Consider the following 17498-nt stretch of genomic DNA (forward strand, 5'->3'; position numbering starts at 1 on the left):
GGTCAGGCGCGCCGAAGCCGGCCGAGCGCGCGGCGTACCACGCTCGGACCGACTCGTGCGGGTGCCCGGCCGCGTGCTGCGACCGGGCCCGCCCCGAGGGTTGCGTCGTTGAGTGGGGGGCGGGGAAGCCATGTGGAGCAGTCTGCCCCGCTCAGCCCTTGAATCGCGGGAATGCGGCCGCTCCGGCGTAGCGAGCCGCGTCACCCAGCTCATCCTCGATGCGCAGGAGCTGGTTGTACTTCGCGACGCGGTCGGACCGGGCCGGGGCCCCGGTCTTGATCTGGCCACAGTTCGTCGCGACGGCGAGGTCGGCGATCGTGGTGTCCTCGGTCTCGCCGGAGCGGTGGCTCATCATGTTGCGGAAACCGGCACGGTGGGCCGGGTCGACCGCGTCCGGGGTCTCGCTCAGCGAGCCGATCTGGTTGACCTTGACCAGCATGGCGTTGCCCCGGCCGCCGGCGATGCCGCGCTGCAGCCGCTCCACGTTGGTGACGAACAGGTCGTCACCCACGAGCTGCGTCTTGGCGCCGAGCAGGTCGGTCATGGCCTTCCAGCCGTCCCAGTCGTCCTCGTCCAGCGGGTCCTCGATGGACACGATCGGGTAGGCGTCGACGAGCTCGGCGTAGTAGGCGATCATCTCGTCGGCGGTCTTCTTCTTGCCCTCGAAGGCGTACTTCTTCTTGTCGTGGAACTCCGACGCCGCGACGTCCATGGCCGGGGGCGATGTCCTTGCCCAGCTTGAAGCCGGCGCTCTTGACCGCCTCGGCGATCAGGTCGAGGGCGGCGCGGTTGCTGGCGAGGTCGGGCGCGAAGCCACCCTCGTCGCCGAGCCCGGTCGAGAGGCCCTTCTTCTTCAGCACCGCCTTGAGCGCGTGGTAGACCTCGGCACCGTGCTGCAGCGCCTCACCGAAGGTGGCCGCACCGATCGGGGCGATCATGAACTCCTGCACGTCGACGTTGGAGTCGGCGTGCGCGCCACCGTTGACGATGTTCATCATCGGGACGGGCAGCAGGTGGGCGTTGGGACCGCCGACGTAGCGGAACAGCGGCAGGCCGGCCGACTCGGCGGCGGCGCGAGCGGTCGCGAGCGAGGCGCCGAGGATCGCGTTGGCGCCGAGCTTGGCCTTGTTGGGGGTGCCGTCCGGGTCGAGCATCACCCGGTCGACGAGGCGCTGGTCGTCGGCCTCGAGACCGACGATGGCACCGGAGATGTCCTCGGCGACGGCCTTGACGGCCTTCTGGACCCCCTTGCCGAGGTAGCGCTTGCCGCCGTCACGGAGCTCCACGGCCTCGAAGGCACCGGTGGACGCACCGCTGGGGACCGCGGCGCGACCGAACGCGCCGTCGTCGAGCAGGACCTCGACCTCGACGGTGGGGTTGCCGCGCGAGTCGAGAATTTCGCGGGCGCCGACGGCTGCGATGGATGCCATGGAGGGTGCTCCTGTGGGTCGAAGAACGAGTGGCTTCACCCTAGACCCGACGAGGCAGGTGTCAGTCAGCCCCCAACCTGCATGAGAATCGGCACAGGCGGACGGATGGCCACGATCACCCTTCGACGGCGTCGATCTCTCGGCGTACGGCGTCGCGCAGCGCCTGCTCCGGATCGACACCCTCCGCACGCGCCTCCCGGACGAGGTCGAGCAGCCGCTCCCCCAACCGCTGCTGCAAGACGTCCGACGATCCGGCTGCTCGGACCACCGCCTCGTCGGACGTCCCGTCTGACGTCCGACGGTCCGGCCGCTCGTCGAGACGCGACAGGCGGTCGAGCACCTTGTCGGCGTACAGCAGCGCCGGCAGGCCGGGCGGCAGACCGTCGGTGACGGACGACCGCTCCTTCTCGTCGGCCTTGGCCTGCTGCCACTGGTCGTTGACCTGCTCGGCGGTCAGGTCGGACCCAGCAGAACCGAAGACGTGCGGGTTGCGGCGCTTCATCTTCTCCGTCAGGCCGGCGGCGACGTCGTCGATGGTGAACTGGCCGGTCTCGCTGGCGATCTCGGCGTGGAAGTAGACCTGCAGCAGCAGGTCGCCGAGTTCTTCGCGCAGGTGATCGGCGTCGCCGGAGTCGATCGCCTCGAGCGTCTCGTGGGCCTCCTCGAGGAGGTAGCGCGCCAGCGAGCGGTGGGTCTGTTCGGCCTTCCACGGGCACTCGGCCCGCAGCCGCCGCATGACTGCGACGAACTCGACGAGGTGGTCGCCCTCAGCCACCGCAGCGTTGACTGTTGGGCAGCGAGTTGGCGTAGGCGGCATCGGGCTGGGCCGCGAGCCCGGACTTGGCCTCGTCGCTGATCGCAAGGGACAGGTTGGTGTCGCTCGGGACCAACGACCCGTCGGTGAGCTCGAGGCCGTGCTTCGGGTCGACCTCGATCCCGTGGACGTCGGGCCAGATGGTGAAGACGTCGGAGCCGGCCCGGGTGACCCGGTCGAGCGTCGGCTCGGTGAAGCCCTCCTCGGCGAGCTTGGCGCGACCAACCCGGTCGAGGATGTCGCTGGCGTAGGCCCGGGTGCTCATCAGCTCGATGTAGTCCTCGCGCGCCTCCTCCGGCATCGCGGCGGCCGCGCGCGTGCGCTCGGCGACGTCGCGCTCGTAGGCCGCGGACGGCGTGATCTCGTGCTCCTCGGCGATCTGCTCGGCCCGGGGAGCCGAGGGCGAGCACCCGCACCACGAACTGCGAGATGGCGCCGATCGGCACCACCCGGCCCTCGCTCTCGAACTGGGGCTCGAGCGCCGTGCACATGTGCTCGGTCGCGGCGCTGACCCGCGACGAGCTGATCGTCTCGTCGCCGACCCGGGCCGCGACGCCCGGCGAGGCGCTGCCGGCACAGCCGCTGAGCAGCAGCGCGGACAGACCCATGACGACGACGGGCAGCAGACGGGGGTTGCTCACGATTTTCACTCCGGGATCACGACGTGGTTGCGGGCGGATCGATGATGTCCTCGATCACGTGCCGGGCCCATTCAAGCAGGGCGATCCCGTCGATGGGCTTCCCCCCGATCACCGCGGTCTGCGGGCGGGGCACGAGGATCGTGCTCACGGGTGCCTTGACGATGCTCTTGGGGTAGACACGGTTGAGCCGCACGACCCGCGAGTCGGGCAGGTCGACCGGTGCGAAGCGCACGTTCTTGCCCGCGACCGTGATCTCCCTGACCCCGGCCCGGCGGGCGCGGGGCGCGGAAGCGGCCCACGATCAGCAGCGACTCGACCTCGATCGGCGGCTGACCGTAGCGGTCGACCATCTCCTCGCGCAGCAGGTCGACGTCGTCGTCGGAGCGCACCTCCGCGAGCCGCTTGTACATCTCCAGTCGCAGCCGCTCCGACTGGATGTAGCCGTGCGGCAGGTGGGCGTCGACGGGCAGCTCGATCCGGATCTCGCCGAGCTCCTCGGCGCTCTCGCCCTTGAAGTCCGAGACCGCCTCGCCGACGAGTCGGACGTACAGGTCGAAGCCGACGTCGGCGATGTGGCCGGACTGCTCGCCGCCGAGCAGGTTGCCCGCGCCGCGGATCTCGAGGTCCTTCATGGCGATCGCCATGCCGCCGCCGAGGTCGGAGTGCTGGGCCAGCGTCGCCAGCCGCTCGTGCGCCGTCTCGGTCAGCGGCTTCTCGGCCGGGTAGAGGAAGTAGGCGTAGGCCCGCTCGCGCGAGCGACCCACCCGACCACGCAGCTGGTGCAGCTGGCTGAGGCCGAGAGTGTCCGCGCGCTCGATGATCATCGTGTTGGCGTTGGAGACGTCGAGCCCGGACTCCACGATGGTCGTGCAGACGAGCACGTCGAAGCGCTTCTCCCAGAAGTCGAGCATCACCTGCTCGAGCTGGTGCTCGCCCATCTGGCCGTGCGCGGTCGCAACGCGTGCCTCGGGCACCAGCTCGCGGATGTGGGCGGCGGCCTTCTCGATCGAGTTGACCCGGTTGTGGATGAAGAAGACCTGTCCCTCGCGCAGCAGCTCGCGGCGTACGGCGGCGATCACCCGGCGGTCCTCATAGGCCCCGACGTAGGTCAGCACCGGGTGCCGCTCCTCCGGCGGGGTGGTGATCGTGGACATCTCGCGGATGCCGGTGACGGCCATCTCGAGCGTGCGCGGGATCGGCGTGGCACTCATCGAGAGCACGTCGACGCTGGTGCGCATCCGCTTCATCTGCTCCTTGTGCTCCACACCGAAGCGCTGCTCCTCGTCGACGACGATCAGCCCGAGGTCCTTCATCTTGATCTCCGGACTCAGCAGCCGGTGCGTCCCGACGACGATGTCGACCGACCCGTCCGCGAGCCCCGCGACGACCTCGCGCGCCTCCTTGTCGGTCTGGAAGCGCGAGAGCCCCTTGAGCACGACCGGGAAGCCGCTCATCCGCTCGGAGAACGTCGAGAGGTGCTGCGTCACGAGCAGCGTCGTCGGCACGAGTACGGCGACCTGCTTGCCGTCCTGCACGGCCTTGAACGCCGCCCGGACGGCGATCTCGGTCTTGCCGTAGCCGACGTCGCCGCAGACCCGGGCGGTCCATCGGGACGGTGCGGCGCATGTCGGCCTTGACCTCGTCGACGGTGGTCAGCTGGTCGGGCGTCTCGTGGAAGGGGAACGCGTCCTCGAGCTCGCGCTGCCACGGGGTGTCGGGACCGAAGGCGTGGCCCTTGGTGGCCTGCCGGGCGGCGTAGAGCTTGATCAGCTCGGCCGCGATCTCGCGGACGGCCTTGCGCGCGGTTCTTGCGCTTGGTCCAGTCGCCACCACCGAGCCTGTCGAGGCTGGGCTGCTCGCCGCCGACGTAGCGGGTGATCTGGTCGAGCGTGTCGGCCGGCACGAACAGCTTGTCGGCGGGCGCGCCGCGCTTGGAGGAGCCGTATTCGAGGACGAGGTATTCGCGGGTCGCACCGTGCAGGACGCGTTGCTGCATCTCCACGAAGCGGCCCACGCCGTGCTGCTCGTGCACGACGTAGTCGCCAGCCTTGAGCTCCAGCGGGTCGATCTGCTTCTTGCGCCGCGTCGGCATCTTGCGCATGTCGCGGGTCGAGGCCTTCTGGCCGGAGAGGTCCTCGCCGGTCAGCACAGCGATCCGCGTCTCGGGGTCGACGAAACCGCTGACGAGCCCACCGGTGGTGACGGTGACGACGCTGGCGTCACCCGCGACATCGACGTCGGAGAACGCGGCCGCGACGTCGTGCTCCGCGAGCACCTCGACCATCCGCTCGGCCGGGCCGTGGCCGGGGTGCACGACGGTCACGCGGTAGCCGGCGGCCAGCCAGCCACGGATGTCGGCGATCGCCTTGTCGATGTCGCCGCGATAGGCCTCGGCGGCCTGCACCGACAGCGCTCTCGAGGGTACGGGCCCCCCGGGACGTCCACGTCTGTCTCGACCGACTCGATGCCGAACGGACTGACCGTCCACCAGCCGAGGTTGCGCTCGATGGCGTTGCCGCGCACGTCGGCGACCTCGCGGTAGGACGCGGCACCGAGGTCGATCGGGGACTGCCCACCACCGGCTGCGGCGGCCCAGCTCGCGCCCGGGAACTCCTCGCTGGTCGCGACCGGGTCGTGGGCCCGGGTGCGCGCGCGTCGGGGTCGAGCACCAGCACGGTCGTGGTGTCCGGCAGCAGGTCGACGAGGAGCTCCATCTCATCGACGAGCACCGGGGCGAGCGACTCCATGCCCTCGACCGCCATGCCTGCCGCGATCTTGTCCGTCAGCTCCAGCAGCTGCGGGTGCGCCCGGCCGAGCTCGGCCGCACGTCGGCGTACGTCGTCGGTCAGGAGCAGCTCTCGACACGGCGGCGCCCAGAGGCGATCGAGGGTCTCGACGGTGCGCTGGTCGGCGACCGAGAAGGAGCGGATCTCCTCGACCTCGTCGCCCCAGAACTCCACTCGCAGCGGGTGTTCCTCGGTCGGTGGGAAGACGTCGACGATGCCGCCGCGGACGGCGAACTCGCCACGCTTCTCGACCATGTCGACTCGGGAGTAGGCCGCGTCCGCGAGCCCGCGCACGACGTCGCCCAGCGCCGCCGTCGCACCCTTGGTGAGCTCGACGGGTGCGAGGTCGGCGAGGCCCTTGACCCGGGGCTGCAGGATCGATCGGACGGGCGCCACGATCACCCGCAGCGGTCCGTTGCTGGCGTCGGTGCCGGGGTGCTTGAGTCGCCGGAGCACGGCCAGCCGGCGCCCGACGGTGTCGCTGCGGGGACTCAGCCGCTCGTGCGGCAGCGTCTCCCGGGACGGGTAGTAGGCCACGGTCGCGGGGGTCGACCCGGGTCGCCCAGCTCGACGACCGGGTCCTCGGCCTCGCGGGCAGTGGCGGTCACCGCCAGCACGGTCCGTCCGGCGTCGGCCGGGCCCTTCACCACCAGCGGTCGCACCGCCGCCGGACCGGTCAGGTCGAGGGCGCGCACCTGCCCTGCCTCGGACATCGCCTCGGCCAGCACCGGACCGCCGAGGACGGCGTCGGCGACCGCGGTCAGCGGGGGGGGATGCGGCACGGAACCTCCGGGGTCGAACGCGGACAGACCCCCAACCGGAAACGGGTGGGGGTTCTCGCGAGAGTCTACGAGGCCGCTGCCTCCGCCTCGGAGCGGAGGATGCAGAACTCGTTGCCCTCCGGATCTGCGAACACGACCCAACCGGTGCCGGGGCCGTATTGCCCGCGGTGGTCGCCGACCTCCGTCGCGCCGAGGCCACGCACCCGCTCGATCTCGTCGTCCCGCGTGCCCGCTCGCGGCCGGAGGTCGAAGTGGACGCGGTTCTTGCCGCTCTTGGTGTCCTTCACCTCGATGAAGAGGATCGCGTGCCCCGTCTCCGCGTCGCGGATCATGCACTCCTCGTGACCGGGCAGGTTGGGGTCACCCTCGATGTCGACGTAGCCCGGGGAGCTGCTTCCACCACTCGGCGAGCTCGTAGGCGTTGGCGCAGTCGACGGTGGTGTGCGAGACGAGGGAGGTCATGCCGGTCAGGTTTCCACTGACCACCGACACCGGGCAACGCCGTTTACGCTGCCACGGTGACCCGTGTCGTCTGGCCCATCGCCGTACTCCTCGTCCCGGCCGGGGCGCCCGCCTGCGCCGAGGGCGACGCCCCCGCGAGCGAGGCCGGATCAGCGAGCGCATCGGCCGATCCGTCGAGCAGTACGCCGACGGCCGTGCCGACGGCCGAGGCGTCACCGAACGGACCCGTCGTCCCGCGCAGCCCCGTCGACCCGGTCGACGCGGCCCGGACCCTCAAGGCGGCGTTGCGCGTCATCGACGATCCCGCGTCTTCAGCGGACGAGCTCGCCCCCGGCCGGACACCGCGAGCAGCTGGCGATCCGGGCGGTCAGCGCCCACCCACGATGGCTCGACCGCGTGCTGAGTCGCATGCCGCAGAGGTGGCGACGCGACGTACGCGACAACGTGGCAGCCCGGCTCGCCTTCCGCTCGATGCACCCGACCAGCCCCGCGGACCTCGCCGACGAGCTGCCGGCGTGGCGGATCGTCTCGCCGGCGCCGGCGGCCGACCTGAAGCGCTTCTACCGCGACGCCGAGCGGCGGTACGGCGTCGGCTGGGAGTACCTCGCCGCGATCAACCCGGTCGAGACCGTCTTCGGCCGGATCCGCGGCACCTCGGTGGCGGGCGCGCAAGGGCCGATGCAGTTCCTGCCGACCACGTGGGACATCTACGGCCGGGGCGGGGACATCAACGATCCGCACGACGCGATCCTCGCCGCCGCGCGCCTGCTGCGGTCCAACGGCTTCGGTCGCGACAAGGCGGCCGCCCTTCGTCGCTACAACAACTCATCGGCGTACGTCCGGGGCGTCAGCCTGCACGCGCAGGTGCTGCAGCGGAGGCCGCGGGCGTTCCTCGGCTATCACGCGTGGCAGGTCTACTACCTCACCGCGCGCGGCAGCGTGTGGCTCGAGGAGGGCTACGCCTCGCGCCGGCCGGTGCCCGTGGACGACTATCTCGAGAAACACCCCGAGGCGCTGCCGTAGGCGAGGTTTGTCCGCGATTCGACTGGGTAGTACACGCGATGTCACGACCACCACCTGAAGGGAATCACGGGGACATGCGTACCTCCCGTCTCATCGTCGGCACGATCACTGCCGGCCTCCTCGGCCTCACGCCCGTCGCGATCGCCGCGCCGAGCCAAGCCACCGAAACCTTGGCCACCACCACCGTGGCCGCGCCCAGCTACACCCGGGTCGTCTACGGCGACGACATCTCCGTCAACGTCGACGTCAACGATGCGAACGGCCGGGGGTCTACGACGGCACCTCGACGCTGATGGCGATGCCGGCCGGCTCGACCACCCGGGCACCGGTCGCCACGGGCACCTCCCCCTACAGCTCGTTCTACGACGTGAAGCCGACGATGAACACGAGCTACAAGGTCGTCTACAGCGGTTACACCGCGACCTCGACCTACGACGACAACTACGTCGCCAGCGAGTCCGCCCCCTTCACGGTCGCCGTCGTGCGCGATGTCAAGATCGACAACGCCAAGGCCCGGATGACCATCAAGGGCAAGGTGAAGCCGGACTACAAGAACCAGAAGGTCAAGATCAAGGTCAAGAAGGGCAAGCGGTACGTCAAGTTCAAGACGATCAAGACCACCAGCAAGAGCACTTTCCAGGTGCGCCTCCCCGCCCCGGGCGCGGCTCCTCGAAGCTCTTCTTCAAGATCACGGTCCCCAGGGAACGCCCAGTTCGTGACCTACAGCGACGTCTGGTACACGTACACCTACTGACACACACACGCGATGACCCGACAGGTTGCCCCTGCCGGGTCATCGTCATTCTGGGGTCGGCACAGCCGCCCCTGTGATCACTGCGTGCCGTGGCGCTTGACGAACTCGATGATCTGCTCGGCCAGCTCGGGGCGGCACACGATCAGGTCGGGCAGCGAGGTGTCGTCCTCGTTGTAGACGATCGGCGACCCGTCGACGCGCGAGCAGTGCAGGCCTGCGGCGCGAGCCACCGCGACGGGAGCGGCGTTGTCCCACTGGTACTGCCCGCCCGCGTGGACGTAGGCGTCGGCGAGGTCGCGCACGACGCTCATCACCTTCACGCCGGCCGAGCCCATGGGCACGAGCTCGGCATCGATCTCGGCGGCGAGCGCCCTCGACGAAGGCAGGCGGGCGGGTGCGGGACACGGCGATGCGAGGCCGGGTCGACGTGCGCGGGGGTACGGCGCTGGGCGCACCGGTGTTGAAGGTCTCCCCCGAGCGCGGGCTGGGCGACGGCCCCGGCGGTGAGGCCGTCACCGGGAGCGGATGCCTCCCAGAGCGCGACGTGGACCGCCCAGTCGTCGCGCGGGGGCTCGGAGAACTCGCGGGTGCCGTCGAGGGGGTCGATGATCCAGACGCGGGCGGCGCTCAGGCGCGCCTTGTCGTCGGTCGCCTCCTCGCTCAACACGGCGTCGTCCGGGCGGTGCTCGGCGAGGACGCGAGCGAGCAGCTCTCGGGCCGCGGCGTCGCCGGCGTCCTTCAGGGCCTTTCCCTCGAGCCCACTCCCGGCGCGGACCTGCAGCAGGACCTCACCGGCCTGCTCGGCCGCCCAGACAGCGAAGGCGTGGTCGTCGAGGGTGGAGGGGTCCGTGGTCGCGTCAGTCACGGAAGAAGACTATGGGGTGCTCAGTCCCGTGACCGCCCGGGACTGGGCAGGAGCGTGCGGGGTCGGTCGAAGGCGATCAACGAACCACCGCCCAGCCGGTGCAGCGCGGCCACGGCGGCCAGCTGCGAGCTGACCTCGAGCTTGCGACGGATCGACTTGATGTGGCTGCGGACGGTGGTCTCGGCGATACGGATGTCGTTGACGATGTCGCTCACCGTGTGGCCGTTGGCCAACAGCTCGAGGACCTCTCGCTCGCGAGGCGACAGCGTGGCCAGCCGACGGCGCAGGGCGTCGTCCTCGGACAGCCATCTGAACCATTCGCCCGCCAGTCGCTCGCGCTGCATCTCGTCGACGGGCGAACCACCGTGCTGCACGAGCGCCACGGCCGTGTCCACCTCGACCGGGGTCGACTCGCTCGGCATCACGGCGACCGCGCCGCTGGCCAGTATCCCGCCCCCGGGCCGCCCCTTCGGGCCGATGTGTCAACACCACGAAGCGCGCCGGGGACGCTGAGACGAGCCTCATCGTGGCCGCCATGGAGTCGCGGTCCTCGAGGTCGTCGAACAGCACCACCACGTCGGAACCGGTCAATTCGTGAGTGGCGCGATGCGCCCCCGCGGACCACGCCACGGCTTCTGCCTCGATGCCGCGTCCACCTAGGGCCGCAGCGACCGCCTGCGCGATCAGCTGCAACCGGCACATGATCACGACCACACTGGCCAGAGACTTCGAATCCATCGGCCTCGCCTCCACCTGACCTGTGCGCATCCACGACCTCCCACGGCGCAGGGGCCTCCTCGGTCACGGCCCTTGGTCGCATGATGCCCGAGCCATCACCCTGCAAGCCCGGAGGACTCCGACGTCCACCGATTTGGGGATGCCGCCACGCCCGCTGGTCAACCCGCCCCGCCCGTCTAGCCCACCATTGCTCAGAATTGGGTATCAGTTGATGATCGAGTGGGTCAGTGCAAGATGAGACCTACATTTCGTTGAGCGGCCCTCGGGGGAGCGCACCGTTGACGGGTGGTCCGGGTGATCACTTGAGAAGGAGTCTTGACAAGGCGGGGAAGGCCTTGTCTCGGCACTAGGGGCTATGGGGCGTGGATTCGTGCGACAAGACATTTCGAGCAACAAGAACTACACCGGCTGGCGAGAGGGATTGCTGGCCGCGGGCATGTCAGGGGGCACCCGTCGTCGTGGTGTTGGCCACGACACGCGACCCACGACTCGTGGAGACGGCAGCACTCATCGCCGGTGTCATGGCCGGGGCGCTGCTGCTGATCGCGGCGCTGCTCTTCTACTTCCACTGGCTCACGACGCCCAGCATGCGACAGAGCTGGACCGTGACTGCCCTCGTGGTGCTGCCGACGCAGGTGTTGGTCGCGTCGGGCCACGACTCGGCAGAGCCCGTCTCGGGCGCGCGCACGCAGTTGATGAGCAGCGGTGTCGACCTGCTCGCGACCGCGCTGGTGCTGGCCCTGATGGTCCTCGGCACACGAGCCGTCCGGAACCCGCGGCCGCTCCTGCTCGGGACCGGTCTGGCGACTGCACTGATGTTCATGCACGTGCTCGCCCACGTCGAGACACCGCTGAGCTCCTCGGCGCCGGCCTCCGGCGTCGTGGCGGTCGCGATCGTCCTCGGACATCTGGGCATCGCCCGGCTGGTGCTGCGCGATCACAGCCAGCTCGCATGGGCACGTCACCGGCTGGCCCTGACCGTCATCTCGGTCGGTGTCGCGCATGCCGCCCGCTCCGGAGCCTTCGATGCCCAAGGCTGCCGACTCGGCCGCCGCCGCAGCGCTCGTCGGGGCAGCCGCCGTGTGGGCCGGCGCCACCTTCCAGCTGCTCCGCGACTCCTTGACCACCCAGCACCGGCGCTCGATCGGGCTCGAGGGGTCATTGCTGGAGATCGAGTCCAACCTGCGCGGCAGCCGTGAGCAGCTGCACGAGATCCGCAGCATGGTGGCCGGCGCCGCGAGCGCCTTCCGGCTGCTCGACGACCAGACCATCGGCGCCCCGACGAGGGCTCGTCTCGAGCGTTCGATCGGTGCGGAGCTCGACCGCCTCGAACGCCCGGTGAACCCGCAGGTTGCCGCGAGCCCCGGTCCGGTGGACCTCGACTCCACCGTCGACGTACTCCTCCAGGCGCACCGCGCACGAGGCCGCAAGGTCGAGTGGGAGCCGAGTGGAGGGGCGGCCGTCCACGCCTGTCCCGACGACGTCGCCGAGGCCCTCAACATCCTGCTCGACAACGCGGCCACGCATGGCGGCGCGAACAGTCGGGTCGCGGTCACCAGTGCTGCGGGCCGGGTGGAGATCGCCGTCACCGACCGGGGTCCCGGCGTCGCCCCCGAAGCACGCGAAGGAATCTTCGAGTGGGGGGTCCATGGCAGCGACTCCCCGGGAGAGGGCATCGGCCTCAGCGTCGCCCGGCGTCTGGTCACGGGGCACGGCGGCACGCTGACCCCGGCCGAGCCGAGTGCCGCGCGGGGTTCCTCGTTCGTCATCAAGCTGCCGGCTGCCCGCCGTTCGGAGGAGGGTCATGTCCGCGAATCAGGACACTAGACCCCGCACGCGGGTCCTGATCATCGAGGACCACACGCTGTTCGCCGAGTCCCCGGAGCTGGCGCTCTCACTCGAGGGTTATGACGTACGGCGACTCGCACTGCCCGAGGTCGGCGGGTCGATGGCCACGCTGCGGTCGACGGCGCTGCGCAGCAACGCACGGATCGTGCTGCTCGACCTCGACCTCGGCCGCTTCGGTGACGGGATGACCCTGATCGCTCCCCGGCACGCGCCGGCGCCAACGTCGTCGTCGTGACGGCCTCGACCGACCGGGGTCGGTGGGGAGCGTGCGTCCGGCAGGGTGCGCGCAAGATCCTGTCGAAGGGTCGTCCCCTCCAGGGAGACACTCGCGACGGTGCGCCGACTCCACCGGGGATTGCCGGTGATGACGTCCGACGAGCTGGAGCGACTGCTCGACGCCCGGCGCAGCGAACGGATGGTCACCGATGACATGCGGCGCCGACTCGAGCTCCTCACCACGCGCGAGCGGGAGATCCCGGGTGAGCTGATCGATGGCCACAGCGTGCGCGAGATCTCCCGCATCAGCGTGGTGTCAGAGGCGACGGTGCGCACTCAGGTGAAGTCGATCCTCGGCAAGCTCGAGGTCTCCTCGCAGCTGGCGGCCGTGGGACTGGCCCACCACGTCGGGTGGGTCCGCAGCTCCTGATCCACATGGCCCGCTGAACACGCAGTTCTATGCCGCAATTGCAGGCATGCCCGACTCGGGCAGCCGATCCTAGGCTCGACGCACTGCTCAGCGTGGTCGGAAAGGGGGGACAGATGGCGCAAGTCACTGTGCCCCCAGTCGGCGATCTGGTCAGCGGCCTGCCGTTGCCCCCCACTCAGCGGGTCGCGCACCACGACCAGATCGTCGACGCTGAACACCCACGCACGCGCAGCAATCGGTGGCTCCGCCCGTCCGTCGAGGCGGCGGCCAGCCTCGTGGCACTCGCGCTCGTCACACGTCGCGGAGCCACGGTCCAGCTCGACGTCCTCGTCGCCGTCACGCTCTGCCCGGCCGCTGTTCCCGGCCAGCAACGGCTGGTTCACGCACCGCCCCCCGGGCGAGCCCGTCGCCCGTCGGGTCGGGCGAGTCCTGCGCTCCGGAGCAGGGCTCGGCATCGCCTGCTGGCTGGCCAACGCGGTCATCGGTGAGGCCGCCGCGCCCGCGGCGCTGGTCCCGGTGGTGGCGGCGCTCGTCCTCGCCGTGCTCGCGAGTGGCCTGCTGCCCCTGACCACCGAGGAACCGACCGGGGTCGTGCTCGCCGGGCATCCCGACGACGTCCGGATCGCGATGACCGAGCTGGCCACCTCGCGCCGCTATGTCGTCTCCGCTGCTTGCGTCTCCGCCGAACCCGGCGGTCCGATGGGTGAGGTTCCTGTTCACGTGGGACTGTCCTACGCCGCAGAGGTCACCCACCGGACAGGAAGCGACGCCGTGCTCGTGCTGCCCGGCGCCGGGGTCACGCATGCCACGATGCGGCGGCTCCAGTGGCACGCCGATGGTGCGGGTGTCCCGCTCTACATCGGGACCGGCCTGCTCGACGTCGCACCCACCCGCGTCTCTGTCGTGCAGAGCGCCGGACTCGACGTCATGCAGGTCCGCGCAGCACCCGCTCGTGGCCCGCGCCGGCTCGTGAAGGAGATCGTCGAGCGACTGCTCGCAGCGCTGGCCCTGCTCCTCCTGTCGCCGGTGCTCGTCCCGGGTCTGGGCCCCGGTGCGCCACGAGACGAGCGGCCCCGGTCTGTTCCGGCAGAAGCGAGTCGGGCGCGACGGGGCAGAGTTCACGATGCTGAAGTTCCGCACCATGTCCTGCACTGCGGCCGAGGAGCAGGCCGAGCTCGTCGGCCTCAACCGGGTCGAGGGCGGTGTCCTCTTCAAGCTCCGCAGCGACCCTCGAGTCACTCCCATCGGTGCGATCCTGCGCCGCTACTCCGTCGACGAGGTGCCGCAGCTGTGGAACGTCGCGAAGGGGCAGATGTCCCTCGTCGGCCCACGGCCGGCCCTCCGCGCGGAGGTGGCGCTCTACGACGTCGACACGCATCGGCGTCTCGTCGTGAAGCCGGGCATCACGGGGTTGTGGCAAGTCTCCGGGCGCTCCGACCTGAGCTGGGCCGAGTCGGTGCGTCTCGACGTCAAGTACGTCGACAACTGGTCGCTCTCACTCGACCTGTCCATCCTCCTCCGCACCGTGGCGGTCGTCATCAACCACCGTGGCGCCTACTGACCCATGGACGTCGCAGCAGCTCAGATCCCGGGCCTCGTGGTCTTCACGCCGACCCCGCACCTCGACGAGCGAGGATTCTTCAGCCGTACCTTCGACGCGGAGCTCGCCCGAACGGTGGGGATCGACCCCGACGCCTTCGTCCAGGGACAGCCTCTCGCGCTCCGGGCGCGGCGTTGTGCGGGGCCTGCACGTCCGGCTGGGCGCCGGTGAGAACAAGCTCGTCCGCTGCTCCGCGGGCTCGATCTTCGACGTCGTGGTGGACCTGCGTCCGGGTTCGCCGACCTTCATGGAGTGGGCGAGCTTCGAGCTCTCGGGAGACACCCAGAAGTCCCTCTACGTCCCCGCGGGGTGCGCGCACGGCTTCCGGGGCGCTCACCGAGCCGGCCGACATCTGCTATCGGATCGACCGGGCCCACGACCCGGACTTCGACCTGACCATCGCGCACGACGATCCCGAGCTCGCGATCTCGTGGCCACAGCCGATCACCCTGATGTCCCGGGCTGATCGCGATGCTCCGCCCCTGTCGGAGGTCCGACACCGGCTCGTCGAGATCCGCCCGAACCCGGTCCCCAACATTGAGTAGATGGTCCGCGATGACCCCTACAGAGCGGGTGGCTCAGCCAAGTTGTCGCGGGCGGTCGTGCAGGCGCACCAACTCTCGCCGCTCCGCAAGCGTGAAGCGCTCGGTCGACTGGATTGCGACCCCCAGCTGCCCCGGAGTGAATCCCCTGACGAACTGCTCGACACCGCGGTCGGTCGCGAGATCGAAGAACCAGCCAGCATGGACGAGATCCTCCGCCACGCCGAAGTGGCCTGAGTCTTGCCGCAGGACGAGCTCGGCAAAGATCCTGTACAACGTGTACTCGGAAAACTCGCGTGCCGTGCCACGACCCTGTCCCGGGGTCGTCCATCTGCAACCGTGGGGTGATGTGCTCTTGGAGCTGCACGATCGTTGACCGGCGCCAAGTGATCAGATTACCGATGTAGTCGGCGTCGAGATAGCCCCGCGGCTCGATTCCCAGAAGGCGAGCGCTCACATCGTGCCATCGCACGTGGGTGGGCAGATCAGCCGCCGCGCCCGGAACGCGGTACAGGCGAACCGGGCCTTCGCGCGAGGCTGTCGACGCTCAGAGGTGCAACGAGCACGATGTCGCTGTCGGCGAAGACTATGAGCTCCCGGTCGGTGAAGGACGGCGCCGAGAGCTTGAGGATCTGTTGGATGATCCAGCCCCGGACAACCCCTCCCGGCCCGGTCCAGATCTCCCTGATCCGTCGGTCGAAGGGGCCGATTCGAATCCTTCGGGGCGCTGGCAGCTGCATGTATCCCCGAGGAAGGACACTCTCGACGGTGACGATGCGGCGCCGCCCTCCCGCCAGCGGCTCGAACAGGGCGAGATCACCTCGCGGGACGACCGGGATGTGCTCGGCGCCCTCGGCAAGGAAGCGGTCCATGCTCAAGCAGAGGTCGCGTGCCAGCTCGAGGTCTCCGCGATAGCTCACGGTGACGACTGCCAAGTCGATGGGACGGAGCGCTCCCGACAATTCCTCCACTCTCGGGACTCTAGGCGGGCGGCTGCTGGGACCTGCCGAGAGCTTTGCCCGTTGCCCGGATTCGGGTACGACGCGAAGGCTGATATACGCCATTCGGAGGGTTCGGTCGCACGGAGCGGGTCACTAGCATGGGATGCGTCCCGGAGTCAGGAGACTCGATGCCCGCACGTCGCTTGCACTCCCTCAGCCCGGTGGGCGTCATAGCGGCGTTGAGCATCTCGCTCGCCGGCTCCCCCTCCGCCGTTCCGCCCGACTCCGAGCCATTCACTGTTGGCATGTTTTCCGCGAAGTCGCGTCCTAAGGAGCCTGCTGTCCGGGACCATCGCCGCACCAGCGTGGGGGTGCTCTTCACCACCCGGGCGAGGCGGCGAAGTGAGTGGTGTGGAGTTCTTCCGGTCGCGTCAGAACCGTGGCCGGCAGAAGGTCAAACTGTGGACTTCCCACGGTGTGCTGCTCGGCACCGGCACCTACCGGGGTCATCGCACCGGTTGGGTCACGGCACCTCTGCGCCGACCTGTGTCCATCAGCGCACACACCCGCTACGTGGCGTCCTACTTCGCCCCGCACGGGGGCTACTCCCGCACCCGGAAGGCTGGATTCCCAGTCAAGGCTCATGGCCTCGCCGCGCGCCGAGGACTGCGGAGTCGCGGTCGGGGCATGCCCCGGCACGCGAGCCGCACGAACTACTTCGTCGATGTGGTGTTCACGCCGACCCCCCAGACGACGCCCCCGACCCCGACCCCCGGAGGTCAGCGTTCTGCCGCTTCCAACTGTGCCGTGGGAGGGTGGGCCTACCTACTGGAGTCAGTTCCCCAAGGCTGCTCAATCCGGCTGGGATCAGCCGGGCTTCTTCCCCATCAGCGTGTTCCCCGGGAAAGCCCGAGCACGCGACCGCGCTGAGCCACTTGGGCGTCAACACCTACATGGGAGCCGAGCACGACGGCACGAACCTGAAGTTCGTCACCGATCGCGGCGTCTTCGTGCTCGCTCAGCAGGAGGAGTTCACGCTCAGCGAGGTCGGCAACAACCCGGGAGTGGTCGGCTGGTTGATCTCGGACGAGTGCGAGATGGGTTACAGCGGCTGCCCCGAGGGGCCAGAGGAGGACTCCTTGGCCAAGCAGATCGAGTACGTCAACAAGGTGACCTCGTTTGCTGATGGTCGGTTCAAGCAAGCGAACTTCGGCAACGGCATCCTGCGCACCTTCTGGGCGCCGACGACCATGGATGACCATGTTCAACTGATGGACGTCGCGAGCGCCGACAAATACACCTACACGTCTCCCCACGTCGGGGAGATCGTTCCGGACTCCCCGATTGGCCTGCGGCCGCCAAGGTCGACACGGCCGCCTCCTACGGCTGGCAGGTCGACCAGATGAAGCGGTTCCAGGGACCCCGGTCATCTGCGCCCGATCTGGACCTTCGTCGAGACGGCGATGCCTCTGCTCGACGAACCCAGGGGCGCGCACCATCACCCCGGAGCAGCTCGAGGGGGCAGTCTGGTCCGCGATCATTCACGAGGCCCGGGGTGTCGCCTTCTTCCAGCACAACAACAACGAGCTGTGCGGCACGTATTCGTTGCTCGACTGCGGTGCAGCG

The 17498-nt window shown here is 69.5% G+C and carries 23 protein-coding genes and 2 pseudogenes; 13 read left to right on the forward strand and 12 right to left on the reverse strand.

The window, feature by feature from the left end:
* Positions 1-151: 151 nt before the first annotated feature.
* From eno to LP418_RS06005, 3 genes and pseudogenes are all read right to left on the reverse strand, one after another.
* Positions 152-1430, reverse strand: a pseudogene (gene eno / locus LP418_RS05995) (phosphopyruvate hydratase).
* Positions 1431-1545: 115 nt separating this feature from the next.
* Positions 1546-2205, reverse strand: coding sequence for a MazG family protein (locus tag LP418_RS06000; RefSeq protein ID WP_257955612.1), 660 nt, complete (start codon positions 2203-2205; stop codon positions 1546-1548).
* Positions 2198-2545, reverse strand: a complete 348-nt coding sequence (locus tag LP418_RS06005; RefSeq protein ID WP_257955613.1) for a hypothetical protein — start codon at positions 2543-2545, stop codon at positions 2198-2200. The genes LP418_RS06000 and LP418_RS06005 overlap by 8 nt, the downstream gene beginning before the upstream one ends.
* Positions 2546-2600: 55 nt before the next feature.
* On the opposite strand from LP418_RS06005, the gene LP418_RS06010 reads away from it, so the two are divergent.
* Positions 2601-2930, forward strand: coding sequence for a hypothetical protein (locus LP418_RS06010; protein WP_257955614.1), 330 nt, complete (start codon positions 2601-2603; stop codon positions 2928-2930).
* On the opposite strand, the pseudogene mfd reads toward LP418_RS06010, so the two are convergent.
* The 3 genes and pseudogenes from mfd to LP418_RS06025 form a co-directional block, all read right to left on the reverse strand.
* Positions 2902-6384 (reverse strand): annotated as a pseudogene (gene mfd / locus LP418_RS06015) (transcription-repair coupling factor). The gene LP418_RS06010 and the pseudogene mfd sit on opposite strands and share 29 nt — an antisense overlap.
* A gap of 134 nt (positions 6385-6518) precedes the next feature.
* On the reverse strand, positions 6519-6785 hold the full coding sequence (locus LP418_RS06020) for a VOC family protein (RefSeq protein WP_257955615.1): 267 nt from the start codon (positions 6783-6785) through the stop codon (positions 6519-6521).
* Positions 6786-6958: 173 nt separating this feature from the next.
* Positions 6959-7210 carry a hypothetical protein gene (locus LP418_RS06025; protein ID WP_257955616.1) on the reverse strand — a complete coding sequence of 84 codons (252 nt, stop codon included), beginning with the start codon at positions 7208-7210 and terminating at the stop codon, positions 6959-6961.
* 113 nt (positions 7211-7323) lie between these two features.
* Here LP418_RS06025 and LP418_RS06030 point away from each other — a divergent pair, with 113 nt between their 5' ends.
* The 3 genes from LP418_RS06030 (at position 7324) to LP418_RS06040 (ending at position 8692) form a co-directional block, all read left to right on the forward strand.
* The gene (locus LP418_RS06030) at positions 7324-7938 is read left to right on the forward strand and encodes a lytic transglycosylase domain-containing protein (protein ID WP_257955617.1); all 615 of its coding nucleotides are present in this window, start codon (positions 7324-7326) and stop codon (positions 7936-7938) included.
* A 74-nt stretch (positions 7939-8012) separates the two neighbouring features.
* On the forward strand, positions 8013-8231 hold the full coding sequence (locus LP418_RS06035) for a hypothetical protein (RefSeq protein ID WP_257955618.1): 219 nt from the start codon (positions 8013-8015) through the stop codon (positions 8229-8231).
* A gap of 5 nt (positions 8232-8236) precedes the next feature.
* The gene (locus LP418_RS06040; RefSeq protein WP_257955619.1) at positions 8237-8692 is read left to right on the forward strand and encodes a hypothetical protein; all 456 of its coding nucleotides are present in this window, start codon (positions 8237-8239) and stop codon (positions 8690-8692) included.
* 77 nt (positions 8693-8769) lie between these two features.
* On the opposite strand, the gene LP418_RS06045 is transcribed toward LP418_RS06040, so the two are convergent.
* From LP418_RS06045 to LP418_RS06055, 3 genes are read right to left on the reverse strand one after another with little or no spacing between them, the layout of a single operon-like run.
* On the reverse strand, positions 8770-9027 hold the full coding sequence (locus LP418_RS06045; RefSeq protein ID WP_257955620.1) for an inositol monophosphatase family protein: 258 nt from the start codon (positions 9025-9027) through the stop codon (positions 8770-8772).
* Positions 9009-9557: an inositol monophosphatase family protein gene (locus LP418_RS06050; protein ID WP_257955621.1), complete on the reverse strand. Its 549-nt coding sequence runs from the start codon at positions 9555-9557 to the stop codon at positions 9009-9011. The genes LP418_RS06045 and LP418_RS06050 overlap by 19 nt, the downstream gene beginning before the upstream one ends.
* 20 nt (positions 9558-9577) lie before the next feature.
* The gene (locus LP418_RS06055) at positions 9578-9979 is read right to left on the reverse strand and encodes a LuxR C-terminal-related transcriptional regulator (protein ID WP_257955622.1); all 402 of its coding nucleotides are present in this window, start codon (positions 9977-9979) and stop codon (positions 9578-9580) included.
* A gap of 780 nt (positions 9980-10759) precedes the next feature.
* On the opposite strand from LP418_RS06055, the gene LP418_RS06060 reads away from it, so the two are divergent.
* The 4 genes from LP418_RS06060 to LP418_RS06075 all read left to right on the forward strand — a co-directional run bounded on the left by LP418_RS06060 (position 10760) and on the right by LP418_RS06075 (position 12789).
* A complete protein-coding gene (locus LP418_RS06060; protein WP_257955623.1) occupies positions 10760-11494 on the forward strand; it encodes a hypothetical protein in 735 nt (244 codons plus the stop codon).
* Positions 11376-12122, forward strand: a complete 747-nt coding sequence (locus LP418_RS06065; protein WP_257955624.1) for a sensor histidine kinase — start codon at positions 11376-11378, stop codon at positions 12120-12122. The genes LP418_RS06060 and LP418_RS06065 overlap by 119 nt, the downstream gene beginning before the upstream one ends.
* Positions 12100-12378, forward strand: coding sequence for a hypothetical protein (locus LP418_RS06070; RefSeq protein WP_257955625.1), 279 nt, complete (start codon positions 12100-12102; stop codon positions 12376-12378). The genes LP418_RS06065 and LP418_RS06070 overlap by 23 nt, the downstream gene beginning before the upstream one ends.
* A 99-nt stretch (positions 12379-12477) precedes the next feature.
* Complete coding sequence (locus LP418_RS06075; RefSeq protein ID WP_257955626.1) at positions 12478-12789, forward strand: helix-turn-helix domain-containing protein; 312 nt, start codon at positions 12478-12480, stop codon at positions 12787-12789.
* A 336-nt stretch (positions 12790-13125) separates the two neighbouring features.
* Here the strand turns inward: LP418_RS06075 and LP418_RS06080 are convergent, their stop codons facing one another.
* Complete coding sequence (locus LP418_RS06080) at positions 13126-13911, reverse strand: hypothetical protein (protein ID WP_257957312.1); 786 nt, start codon at positions 13909-13911, stop codon at positions 13126-13128.
* On the opposite strand from LP418_RS06080, the gene LP418_RS06085 reads away from it, so the two are divergent.
* The 3 genes from LP418_RS06085 to LP418_RS06095 are packed head-to-tail and all read left to right on the forward strand — an operon-like array spanning position 13841 to position 14855.
* A complete protein-coding gene (locus LP418_RS06085; protein ID WP_257955627.1) occupies positions 13841-14350 on the forward strand; it encodes a sugar transferase in 510 nt (169 codons plus the stop codon). The genes LP418_RS06080 and LP418_RS06085 overlap by 71 nt on opposite strands.
* Before the next feature lie 3 nt (positions 14351-14353).
* The gene (locus LP418_RS06090; RefSeq protein ID WP_257955628.1) at positions 14354-14560 is read left to right on the forward strand and encodes a dTDP-4-dehydrorhamnose 3,5-epimerase family protein; all 207 of its coding nucleotides are present in this window, start codon (positions 14354-14356) and stop codon (positions 14558-14560) included.
* Positions 14526-14855 carry a dTDP-4-dehydrorhamnose 3,5-epimerase family protein gene (locus LP418_RS06095; RefSeq protein WP_257955629.1) on the forward strand — a complete coding sequence of 110 codons (330 nt, stop codon included), beginning with the start codon at positions 14526-14528 and terminating at the stop codon, positions 14853-14855. Before LP418_RS06090 ends, LP418_RS06095 begins: the two co-directional genes overlap by 35 nt.
* 112 nt (positions 14856-14967) lie before the next feature.
* Here LP418_RS06095 and LP418_RS06100 read toward each other — a convergent pair whose 3' ends face one another.
* Both LP418_RS06100 and LP418_RS06105 read right to left on the reverse strand, forming a co-directional pair.
* The gene (locus LP418_RS06100) at positions 14968-15153 is read right to left on the reverse strand and encodes a hypothetical protein (protein ID WP_257955630.1); all 186 of its coding nucleotides are present in this window, start codon (positions 15151-15153) and stop codon (positions 14968-14970) included.
* Between the two features lie 263 nt (positions 15154-15416).
* Positions 15417-15866: a DUF6492 family protein gene (locus LP418_RS06105; RefSeq protein WP_257955631.1), complete on the reverse strand. Its 450-nt coding sequence runs from the start codon at positions 15864-15866 to the stop codon at positions 15417-15419.
* 408 nt (positions 15867-16274) lie between these two features.
* Between LP418_RS06105 and LP418_RS32640 the strand changes: the two genes are divergently transcribed.
* The gene (locus LP418_RS32640) at positions 16275-16802 is read left to right on the forward strand and encodes a DUF4082 domain-containing protein (protein WP_442940132.1); all 528 of its coding nucleotides are present in this window, start codon (positions 16275-16277) and stop codon (positions 16800-16802) included.
* A gap of 5 nt (positions 16803-16807) precedes the next feature.
* On the forward strand, positions 16808-17278 hold the full coding sequence (locus tag LP418_RS06110; protein WP_257955632.1) for a hypothetical protein: 471 nt from the start codon (positions 16808-16810) through the stop codon (positions 17276-17278).
* The last annotated feature ends 220 nt before the right edge of the window (positions 17279-17498 follow it).

This window comes from Nocardioides sp. B-3, from assembly GCF_024703895.1.
GTDB lineage: Bacteria > Actinomycetota > Actinomycetes > Propionibacteriales > Nocardioidaceae > Nocardioides.

What these genes read in the sequence shown, in the direction of transcription:
- LP418_RS06055 (WP_257955622.1), bottom strand. Translation starts at nt 9,979, where the DNA reads ATGCCGAGCGAGTCGACCCCGGTCGAGGTGGACACGGCCGTGGCGCTC.
- LP418_RS06040 (WP_257955619.1), top strand. Translation starts at nt 8,237, where the DNA reads ATGCCGGCCGGCTCGACCACCCGGGCACCGGTCGCCACGGGCACCTCC.
- LP418_RS06045 (WP_257955620.1), bottom strand. Translation starts at nt 9,027, where the DNA reads ATGGGCTCGGCCGGCGTGAAGGTGATGAGCGTCGTGCGCGACCTCGCC.
- LP418_RS06035 (WP_257955618.1), top strand. Translation starts at nt 8,013, where the DNA reads ATGCGTACCTCCCGTCTCATCGTCGGCACGATCACTGCCGGCCTCCTC.
- LP418_RS06020 (WP_257955615.1), bottom strand. Translation starts at nt 6,785, where the DNA reads ATGATCCGCGACGCGGAGACGGGGCACGCGATCCTCTTCATCGAGGTG.
- LP418_RS06090 (WP_257955628.1), top strand. Translation starts at nt 14,354, where the DNA reads ATGGACGTCGCAGCAGCTCAGATCCCGGGCCTCGTGGTCTTCACGCCG.
- LP418_RS06030 (WP_257955617.1), top strand. Translation starts at nt 7,324, where the DNA reads ATGCCGCAGAGGTGGCGACGCGACGTACGCGACAACGTGGCAGCCCGG.
- LP418_RS06070 (WP_257955625.1), top strand. Translation starts at nt 12,100, where the DNA reads ATGTCCGCGAATCAGGACACTAGACCCCGCACGCGGGTCCTGATCATC.
- LP418_RS06005 (WP_257955613.1), bottom strand. Translation starts at nt 2,545, where the DNA reads ATGCCGGAGGAGGCGCGCGAGGACTACATCGAGCTGATGAGCACCCGG.
- LP418_RS06025 (WP_257955616.1), bottom strand. Translation starts at nt 7,210, where the DNA reads ATGACGCGCAACGCCGCCTTGAGGGTCCGGGCCGCGTCGACCGGGTCG.